The following is a 9,666-nucleotide window of genomic DNA, read 5'->3' as shown; positions in this document are numbered from 1 at the left end:
GGTCACACCCGTTCCCATGCCGAACACGGAAGTTAAGCTCTTCAGCGCCGATGGTAGTTGGGGGATCTCCCCCTGCAAGAGTAGGACGTCGCTGGGCAAATAAAGAAGTCAGAGATCAAATGGTCTCTGGCTTTTTTGTATGGTTTAAAGTTCTTTTACACCATGAATAAACAAGAGAAACATCTTCGAAAGCTTCGTAGGGGTGGGAGAAGTAAGAAATTCGAGGAAGCAAGTGATGTCAGACCGGAGTGGATATTCGAGAGATCCATGAGGATCTGGCATCGCGCAGCTGACGAAGAATTTCGCCGCTTATCGCGCCCCGTGTGAGAACACGGAAGTTAAGCTCGCGCGCCGATGGTAGTTGGGGGATCTCCCCCTGCAAGAGTAGGACGTCGCTGGGCAATGATGAGAAGTCAGAGATCAAATGGTCTCTGGCTTTTTTTGTGTGGTATTAACGAGAAAGGATTTTAACTAACAAACGCTGCTTCAGAACAGAATCGCGGATATAATCTCATATTCGCGGATAAAATGGTGGAAATCGCGGATAAAATTCGATTTTCGCGGATATGTCGAAAAGATCGCGGATAAACCCGAAATATAGGCGAAAAACAGGCTTCAGTGGAGCATTTAATAGAGAAAATCCCATCAAAACTCTTCCAAACAGTAAAAAGCAGGCATCTCCTTTTAGAATTCTATCTATAGGGTAATAAAATGAAGAACACATTATAACTGTTAACAGTAACTCTAGGAGATTACAATAAATGTTGAGGTGAAGGCTATGAGTGATACTGTGATTGTTTGGTTTCGTCGTGATTTTCGATTAAATGACCATACAGCACTTCAGAAAGCAGTAGAATACTGTGCAGAACATAATAAAAAATGGATGGGGCTCTTCCAATTAGACCCTCATTTCACAAAGGAAATAGATTTGCATCATGATTACTTTTTTCAAACAGTTGCTGAGTTTCAGCAGCGCTGTACTGAAGAAGATATCCCTTTCCAAATCATAAGTGGTGAGGCAATTGATGTATTTAATAAAGTGACGAAGAAATTAAACGTGGATGCCGTTTTTTACAATAAAGATGAAGCTGGTTATGGTAAGAAACGGGATAAAGAAGTGTCAGATTGGCTCAAAGAAAAGGACATTAAAGTGAAAGCTTTTCATGATTACTATCTTCATGGTGCTACTGAAATTAGAACGAAAACAGATAATACCATGTATCAGGTGTTTACTCCTTATTATAAACAGTGGAGATCCGTACAGAAACCTTCAGTTATTGACACGGATCTTAAAGAAGTAAAAAAACACAGTGAAAAACGTAAAAAATCAATTGATGCTGAATCCGACAAGGAATTTGAGAAAGTATTAAAAGAATGTAATCAAACTTGGAAAGCACTTGGAGAAAAGAGTGCATTGAAACGAGCGAAGCGCTTTGTGAAAGAGAGAATGATTGATTATGAGGAAAATCGTGACTTGCCTTATATTGTTGGTACAAGCAAACTGTCACCCTATTTAAAAACAGGTTGCCTATCTGTTCGAACGCTTTATCATATGGTAGCTGAACATGATAGCCAAGGAGCAGAAACATATATACAAGAAATTGCTTGGCGTGATTTTTATGGTATGGTGCATGCTGAATTTCCAGAGTTTCGCGATAAAGAGTATCAGTCTAAATATCGTGATATTCCATGGAATGATGATGAAGAGCGGTTACAGAAATGGAAAGAAGGAAAAACAGGTTTTCCTATTGTAGATGCCGGAATGAGACAATTAAATAAGGAAGGCTGGATGCATAATAGACTTCGTATGATAACAGCTTCTTTTTTAACGAAAGATTATTTAATTGATTGGCGGCATGGAGAACGATATTTTGAACAAAAACTAATTGACTATGATGAATCATCAAATACAGGAGGTTGGCAATGGGCGTCTTCAACAGGAACTGATGCGGCCCCTTATTTCCGAGTTTTTAATCCGACTACACAAGCTGAACGGTTTGATCCTGATGGAAGTTATATAAAAAAATACGTCGAGGAATTAAAGAATGTACCTAAGAAATATATTCATTACCCGTCGGAAATGAGTGAAGAAGAACAAAAAGATAGCAATTGTATTTTAGGCAAAGATTATCCCCTACCTACCGTCAATCATAAAGAACAGCGACAAAAAGTATTGAGTGTTTATAAAGAGAGAACCTAAAAGGTCAGGTGCTGATGCACCTGACCTTTATCTATGGATAAGTCAAGATGATCTGCGCATGCTATATGAAAGAGAATTTAAGTTCGGAGTTGATTGATGTGAAATGGTTTAAGAGAAGTGCTTCTAAACAACCATCTACATTTGAAGAAATGGTCATTGACCTTAAACAATCAATCGATTTTGTATCGTATGAGAATAAAGCAAGTGAACAGCCATATCGTCTGATTTATTTTGCTTCTCTTATCGACCCGGAACAGCTGCATCGAGATGTGCTTCCTGTAATAAAAGATTGCAGAAAGAAAACTTTAGAAGAATTAAAAGGATTAATTCCTATTGAAAATATCGAGATTTCCTCTAAGCTGTCACTTATTCAAGAACGACTGCTTGAAGGGTATGTAGCAATTCAGTTTTCAAAAGGCTCAAGTGTACTTCTTGTAAATATCAGTCTTAGAAAATCAAGAGATTTGTCAGCTCCTGAAATAGAATTTAGTGTGATGGGACCTAAGGAAGGCCTTATTGAAGATCTTAATACGAATATGAATTTAATTAGAAGAAGAATTCCTCATCCGAAGCTTCGAATGAAGGAAATTACAATTGGATCTATTACTAAAACAAAGGTTGTTGTTGCGTTTATTGAAGGAATTGCTAGTGAGCAAAATATTAATACGGTTATGCAACGATTAGAGGATCTCGATTTTGATGTGGTCATGGATTCTTCATTTATTGGTCAGATGTTAGAAGATAATTCATTTTCTGTGTTTCCACAGATGATTGATACAGAAAGAACAGACCGTATTACAGGTCATTTGAATTTCGGTGCATTTGTTATTTTGACGGAGGGTTCTTCTAATGCATTAATTGGGCCAATTAACTTTGGACAGTTATTAGTATCTTTTGAGGATTATTATCTTGGCTGGAATCTTGCTTCTTTTTTCCGTGTTATACGCATGGTCGCTATCCTCGCGTCTATTATCGCAACCCCACTTTATGTTGCTGTGTTGACTTATCATTATGAGCTGTTTCCATCTAAGCTACTGGCTACTTTAATTTCTTCAAGAAGTGACATTCCTTTTGCACCTGTAATCGAAGTTTTCTTTCTGGAGGTTACCATTGATTTACTGCGAGAAGCCGGAGCAAGAATGCCCTCTAAAGTTGGTCAGACGTTAGGTATTGTAGGAGGTATTGTGATAGGTACAGCAGCAGTTGAGGCTTCACTTACAAGTAATATCTTACTTATTCTAGTAGCGCTATCAGCGCTTGCGTCTTTTACAACACCTGTGTACCGAATGACAAATACAATACGATTTCTGCGCTATCCGTTGATTGTCTTTGCACAGTTTCTTGGTCTTATTGGGGTAGCATTCTTTGGCTTATTCGTTTTAACACACTTAATAAAACTCACATCCTTTGGAAGCCCCTATCTTGCACCACTTTATCCTCCAAGAGTGAAAGATTGGTATGACTCTTTTTTTCGAATGCCATATGTTTTGCAAAAGAATAGACCTCAATTCTTCCGAGGTAATAATCAGAGGCGTTTTCAAGATAAGAAGAAACAGCGAAAGCATGCGTTGGATTTTGATGAGCAGTAGAGGGTGAATTCTATGGAAGAGAATAAGCGAAATAGTCTTCTCATTTCTCCTTTCCTTATTATGTTCGTTATTCATAGTAACCAAATTGGTGTGGGAATCCTTGGGTTTCCAAGATATATTGCAGCATTTGCAGGAAATGATTCTTGGATCGTGGTTCTGATCACCGGAGCAGTGTTTCACATTTTTATATGGATGATGTATCGGATTTTGAGTGACGGGACATTTGATATTATTGATCTCCATAATAAGTGGTTTGGTAAATGGATTGGGTCTATTCTAAATTGTGCTCTGTTGCTGTATTTGTTGTTAGGGGCTACAGTGATTCTACGAACTTTCGTTGAAGTCATTCAAGCTTGGATGTTCCCAGAACTAGCAACCTGGATTCCTGCGGCAATGTATCTCTTTTTAACATATTACGTACTTGCTGGAGGTTTTCGAACAGTTACTGGGATATGTTTCTTTGGCGTCATTATTCCAATTTGGCTTGCATTTACAACCATATCTCCAGCAAAACTCTCTTCATATTCTAACCTTCTTCCCATTTTGGATCACTCGATAATGGATTTTGTACAGGGTACGAAGCAAATGACGTTAAGTTTTCTTGGAGCTGAGATTTTATTACTGGCATATCCATTTTTAAAGAATCCAAATAATTCAAGAATATGGGCTCACATGGGTATTGCATTAACTACCATTCTTTACTCACTTGTAATGGTTGTGTCACTAGCTTTCTATAGTAGTGGACAACTGCAACAATCGATTTGGTCTACTCTCATTGCATGGAAAGTAGTTGAACTGCCTTTTTTAGAACGGTTTGAATATTTAGGAATTACGTTTTGGTGTTTCGTTGTATTTCCAAACATCTGCCTAAATGTATGGGGGGCAAGTCGAATAGGGAAAAAAGTATTTTATGTAAAGCAAAAATATTTTGCACTTATTCTAATCACAATTGTTTTCATAGTCTGTATATTGATGACTAATCGTGAACAAATCGACTATTTAAATACACTAGCTTCGAAAATTGGGTCTTATTTCTACTACTTCTATCTTCCGTTTATTTTCCTATATAGTACGATTTGGAGGAGAGTGAAAAAACGAAAATGAAGTATATCATTAGTTTGATAGTGCTATCTATGTCACTGACCGGTTGTGTAAACGAAGAGATCATTGATCAGATTCCGATTCTTTTTATTGTAGGTTATGATAAAGGAGAAGAAGATAAGGTGAAAGGAACGATTTCCCTCCAAACGTTTGATCCAAATCAGGAAGTAGATACACAATCTTTTCAAGCAGAAGCTTATACGAGCAAGGGACTTCGAAATCAATTAAGCGGATTGCCAAAACCTATCTCAATCGGCAAGATGGCAGTTATTTTGTTCGGTGAGGATATGGCTGAAGAAGGGATCATTAATATGCTTGATAGTTTTATTAGAGATCCTGCAGCTGGGCGTTTAACTTATGTGGCTGTAGTAGAAGGTAGTTCAGGTGACTTAATAAAAAATGAATTTCAGTATTTACAGGGAATCGGTCCATTTCTACAGAACTTAATAAAACAAGCAGTTGACCAAGGTAATATGCCAGAAAATAACCTTCATTTATTCGATTATAAGTATCATGGAGAAGGCATGGATGCTGTTGTACCGCTACTTAGTCAGAAGAAATCAGAAGTCAAAATATCAGGACTTGCTCTTTTGGATGATGATAAGATGGTCGGTAAACTAGACCTAGACGAAATGTTTATGTTTGCCCTTATTCAAAAAAGCTCTAAAACGGGCCTATATGAGTTAGCTCTTCCAGATGGTAATTACGCAAATTTACAAAATGTAAAATCAAAGGTTAAGTATAAGGTGAACAATGCAAACACTGCACCTTCAGTTGAGATAATAGTTGAACTAAATGGTAATATTGTTGAATACACTGGTGAAGAACTAACCAAAGGAGTAAAAGCTCAAATAGCAGAAACGATGGAGAAAAAGATTGAAGATAACGGTCTTAGCATGGTTAAGAAGTTCCAAGAGTTAGAGATTGATCCATTAGCCATAGGTGATCATGCTAGGAGTCAAACGAGAAACTTTAATTTCTCCAAATGGTATGATTTCTATCCGAATGTTCCGATTAAAATGAATGCTAAGGTTAATATAGGAGAGTCAGGTATTATTGATTAACGAAAGGTGTTGAAGAATCATGATCCAATCCGCCCATCTCTTGAATAGTAGTAACCCGCCCAAAAAATCGATTTGATTTTATAGGCGGGTTTTTTCGTGGTCCTTTACTCAGATAATATGGTAGAGGGGTTGAATAATATGGTAATTCTAGATGGTTACAGTTTAACAATAGACTCATTAAAATCTATTCTCTATGACGGTATGAAAGCGGTTTGTGCTAATGATAGTTTACGTCGTGTTGATGAGAGTAGAAGAGCCGTTGAAAAAATTGTCCAGAATGGGGACATCGTTTATGGGATTACAACTGGGTTCGGAAAGCTAAGCGATGTTCGAATAAATCCAGCGGATGTCGACCAGCTTCAACTTAATCTTATTCATTCCCATGCGTGTGGTATTGGCGATCCTTTTCCACCAATTGTCGCAAAGGCGATGTTAATTTTACGAGCAAATGCTCTATTAAAAGGTTTTTCAGGGATTCGACGAGAGGTCATTGAGCGTCTAATATTTTATGCAAATGAAGAAATACTTCCGATTGTTCCGCAACAGGGATCACTTGGAGCAAGCGGCGATCTAGCGCCACTCGCTCATCTTGTTCTTCCATTGCTTGGTGAAGGGGAAGTTACCTATATAGGAAAACGCACGAGTGCGCAATCGGTATTACAGTCTCTAGGTATAAAGCCTTTAAAGCTTACTGCAAAAGAAGGATTGGCTCTCATTAATGGAACACAGGCTATGTCAGCAATGGGGATAGTAACGTACATGGAAGCGGAGAAACTCGCTCTTGAAGCAGATGGAATAGCTGCACTAACAATGGAAGGGTTAAGAGGGATAAGAACAGCGTTTGATGAGGATATTCACATCGCTCGGGGATATCCACAGCAGTGTGAAGTAGCTACTCGAATGAGAGGATTACTTAGTGGAAGTAAGTTAGTAACGAATCAGGGTGAACTTCGAGTTCAGGATGCATACTCACTCAGATGTATCCCACAGGTACACGGGGCATCGTGGCAAGCGCTTGATTATGTGAAAGAGAAATTAGAAATCGAGATAAATGCAGCCACTGATAACCCGTTGATATTTAATGGTGGGGCGAAAGTGATATCAGGTGGGAATTTCCATGGCCAACCGATTGCGTTAGCGATGGATTTCTTATCAATTGCTATGGCGGAGTTTGGGAGTATAGCTGAACGACGTATTGAACGACTTGTTAATCCCCAGCTTAATGATTTACCACCTTTTCTAAGTCCAGAGCCAGGACTCCAATCAGGGGCAATGATTATGCAATATGTTGCAGCATCACTCGTATCAGAAAATAAAACGTTAGCACATCCTGCTTCTGTGGATTCTATACCATCATCTGCGAACCAGGAAGATCACGTTAGTATGGGAACAATCGGATCCCGGCATGCTTGGCAAATTACGCGTAATGTACGGAGTGTACTCGCTATCGAAGCTATTTGTGCAATGCAAGCGATTGATTATCGTGGAAGTGAAAAGCTTGCCCCAGCTACAAAAGAAATTTATAGTGCTAGTAGAAAAATAGTACCTTCCATTGATAAGGATCGTATTTTTTCTTATGATATTGAACGGTTTACGGAATGGTTACGGACTGATCATCAAATTGAAACGATTGTAAGGATGGAGAAATAGCCTTTCTATATACGTATATCAAAATGAAATAAGATACGAACAATGATATAGTAGATGAAATAGATGAAAAAAGCAGGGGGATTTGCAGTGAACGAAAAAGAAGTAGAAATTCTTGAGATTCTAGAAGAAAATGCACGTGTACCGATGGAAGTACTAGCAGACATGGTTGATCTATCAGTTGATCAAGTTGAGAAGATCATTAAGTCTCTTGAAGAACAAGATATTATCTTAAGTTATTCTTCAGTTATTAACTGGGATAAAACTGCTGGAAAAGATGGCGTTGCTGCAATGATTGATGTGAAGGTGACACCAAAGCGCGAAGTAGGCTTTGATGAAATTGCAGAGCGTATCTATCGTTTCCCTGAGGTTAAGGCAGTTTACCTAATGTCAGGCGCATTTGATTTATCTGTTCAAATCGAAGGCAAAACAATGAAAGAAGTGGCTTTCTTTGTTTCAAATAAGCTATCAACGCTTGATTCCGTTCTTTCAACAACGACACATTTCTTACTGAAGAAGTACAAACATGACGGAGTGATTTTTGAACCGGAACAGAAAGATAAACGGATTGTGGTGTCGCCATGAAGCAAGTTCAGCAACAGTATCTTTCCAAAACTGCTTCTAAATTAAAGCCTTCAGGAATTAGAAAGTTCTTTGATCTTGCATCACAGATGGAAAATGTGATCTCACTGGGCGTTGGAGAGCCAGACTTTGTCACACCTTGGAATGTATGTGAAGCGGGATATGCATCACTTGAGAGCGGTTATACAGCTTACACAGCAAATGCAGGGCTAATTGAACTTCGGGAAGAAATCTCTTCTTATTTATCTGATCAGTTTTCCCTGTCTTATTCTGCTGAGTCCCAGATCATTCTAACCGTTGGTGCAAGTCAGGCAATTGACCTTGCATTTCGCTCAATCATCGATCCTGGAGATGAAGTGATTATTGTTGAACCTGGGTTTGTCGCTTATGCGCCAGCTGTAACGCTTGCTGGTGGTATACCAGTTTCATTAGAGACGAGAGCAGAGGATGAATTTAAGCTTACACGTAAAAGCCTTGAGAAGACAATTACGAAACGAACGAAAGCCATTCTACTATGCTTTCCAAGTAATCCGACTGGAGCAACAATGTCGAAAGAAGAATTACAAAGCGTAACTGACGTCATAGAGAAGCATGATCTCTTAGTTTTATCTGATGAGATTTATGCGGAATTGACCTATGATCAGACACACTATAGTATTGCGCGATTAGATGGAATGAAAGAGAGAACGATTTTAATATCAGGTTTCTCAAAAGCATTCGCGATGACAGGCTGGCGCCTGGGGTATGTAACTGGCCCTGAAGAGATTATAGCGGCAATGCTCAAAATTCACCAATACACGATGATGTGTGCACCAACAATTGCACAACACGGTGCACTTGAGGCACTTCGAAACGGTCGAGATGATCTCGATAAAATGAAGAAGAGCTATCGACAACGGAGAAATTATTTAGTAAAAGCTTTTAATCATATTGGGTTGTCCTGTCGTATGCCTGGAGGAGCTTTCTATGCATTTCCTTCCATTCAATCGACAGGGATGACGTCAGATGAGTTTGCTGAGAAGCTGCTTGAAGAAGAACGGGTGGCTGTAGTACCTGGTCATGTGTTTGGGGCAGGTGGAGAAGGATATATTCGTTGTTCATATGCGACTTCAATTGAAGCACTTCAAGAAGCAGTGAATCGAATTGGAGCATTTGTTGAGCGTCATAAAGAGGGATAATAGAAGAAATAACGGCGTCCAAATTTGGACGCCGTGTTCCTATTAGTAAGGTGTAGAATCATCCTCTTTCGTCATTTTTGAAGACGTGTTACTAGAAATCAATTGACGGAGCAGTTCATTTTGCTCTTGATCAGCTGCATTTTTTCGTTTCATATACCCCATTGCTTTAAACATAAATACGATGGTTAGAACGATAATGAATAAAGCAATTGCGAAATATAAGATTCCAAAAAGACTAAACATCATGCCGAAGCCGTCCATTCCCATTCCTTGATTAGTAGACATTATGATCACCTCTTTTTATT

General features: G+C 38.7%; 8 protein-coding genes and 1 rRNA gene. 8 read left to right on the top strand and 1 reads right to left on the bottom strand.

Translation table 11 applies throughout. From position 1 onward, the window contains the following. The 8 genes from rrf to JI666_RS13275 all read left to right on the top strand — a co-directional run. Positions 1 to 97: ribosomal RNA gene (rrf, locus tag JI666_RS13310) — 5S ribosomal RNA — on the top strand; the annotation flags it as partial. Positions 98 to 778: 681 nt separating this feature from the next. Beyond that, on the top strand, positions 779 to 2,200 hold the full coding sequence (locus tag JI666_RS13305) for a cryptochrome/photolyase family protein (protein WP_206892574.1): 1,422 nt from the start codon (positions 779 to 781) through the stop codon (positions 2,198 to 2,200). A 98-nt stretch (positions 2,201 to 2,298) separates the two neighbouring features. Next, positions 2,299 to 3,789 (top strand): spore germination protein, encoded by a 1,491-nt coding sequence (locus JI666_RS13300; protein WP_349769335.1) that lies wholly within the window; start codon positions 2,299 to 2,301, stop codon positions 3,787 to 3,789. Positions 3,790 to 3,801: 12 nt separating this feature from the next. After that, positions 3,802 to 4,893: a GerAB/ArcD/ProY family transporter gene (locus JI666_RS13295; RefSeq protein ID WP_206892572.1), complete on the top strand. Its 1,092-nt coding sequence runs from the start codon at positions 3,802 to 3,804 to the stop codon at positions 4,891 to 4,893. Continuing rightward, positions 4,890 to 5,954, top strand: a complete 1,065-nt coding sequence (locus tag JI666_RS13290) for a Ger(x)C family spore germination protein (RefSeq protein WP_206892570.1) — start codon at positions 4,890 to 4,892, stop codon at positions 5,952 to 5,954. Before JI666_RS13295 ends, JI666_RS13290 begins: the two co-directional genes overlap by 4 nt. Before the next feature lie 138 nt (positions 5,955 to 6,092). Next, positions 6,093 to 7,604 (top strand): histidine ammonia-lyase, encoded by a 1,512-nt coding sequence (gene hutH / locus JI666_RS13285; protein WP_206892568.1) that lies wholly within the window; start codon positions 6,093 to 6,095, stop codon positions 7,602 to 7,604. A gap of 87 nt (positions 7,605 to 7,691) precedes the next feature. Continuing rightward, positions 7,692 to 8,186, top strand: a complete 495-nt coding sequence (locus tag JI666_RS13280; protein WP_349769334.1) for an Lrp/AsnC family transcriptional regulator — start codon at positions 7,692 to 7,694, stop codon at positions 8,184 to 8,186. Then, complete coding sequence (locus JI666_RS13275; RefSeq protein WP_206892563.1) at positions 8,183 to 9,361, top strand: aminotransferase; 1,179 nt, start codon at positions 8,183 to 8,185, stop codon at positions 9,359 to 9,361. The genes JI666_RS13280 and JI666_RS13275 overlap by 4 nt, the downstream gene beginning before the upstream one ends. Positions 9,362 to 9,403: 42 nt before the next feature. Here the strand turns inward: JI666_RS13275 and JI666_RS13270 are convergent, their stop codons facing one another. Continuing rightward, positions 9,404 to 9,646 carry a hypothetical protein gene (locus tag JI666_RS13270; protein ID WP_206892561.1) on the bottom strand — a complete coding sequence of 81 codons (243 nt, stop codon included), beginning with the start codon at positions 9,644 to 9,646 and terminating at the stop codon, positions 9,404 to 9,406. Positions 9,647 to 9,666: the final 20 nt, after the last annotated feature.

Origin of the sequence: Bacillus sp. NTK071, assembly GCF_017303315.1 — a bacterium.
Taxonomy (GTDB): domain Bacteria; phylum Bacillota; class Bacilli; order Bacillales; family Guptibacillaceae; genus Guptibacillus.
Note: the sequence above shows the minus strand (reverse complement) of the source record. Positions and strands in the feature narration are given on the sequence as shown.

What these genes read in the sequence shown, in the direction of transcription:
- JI666_RS13305 (WP_206892574.1), top strand. Translation starts at nt 779, where the DNA reads ATGAGTGATACTGTGATTGTTTGGTTTCGTCGTGATTTTCGATTAAAT.
- JI666_RS13295 (WP_206892572.1), top strand. Translation starts at nt 3,802, where the DNA reads ATGGAAGAGAATAAGCGAAATAGTCTTCTCATTTCTCCTTTCCTTATT.
- JI666_RS13290 (WP_206892570.1), top strand. Translation starts at nt 4,890, where the DNA reads ATGAAGTATATCATTAGTTTGATAGTGCTATCTATGTCACTGACCGGT.
- hutH (WP_206892568.1), top strand. Translation starts at nt 6,093, where the DNA reads ATGGTAATTCTAGATGGTTACAGTTTAACAATAGACTCATTAAAATCT.
- JI666_RS13275 (WP_206892563.1), top strand. Translation starts at nt 8,183, where the DNA reads ATGAAGCAAGTTCAGCAACAGTATCTTTCCAAAACTGCTTCTAAATTA.
- JI666_RS13270 (WP_206892561.1), bottom strand. Translation starts at nt 9,646, where the DNA reads ATGTCTACTAATCAAGGAATGGGAATGGACGGCTTCGGCATGATGTTT.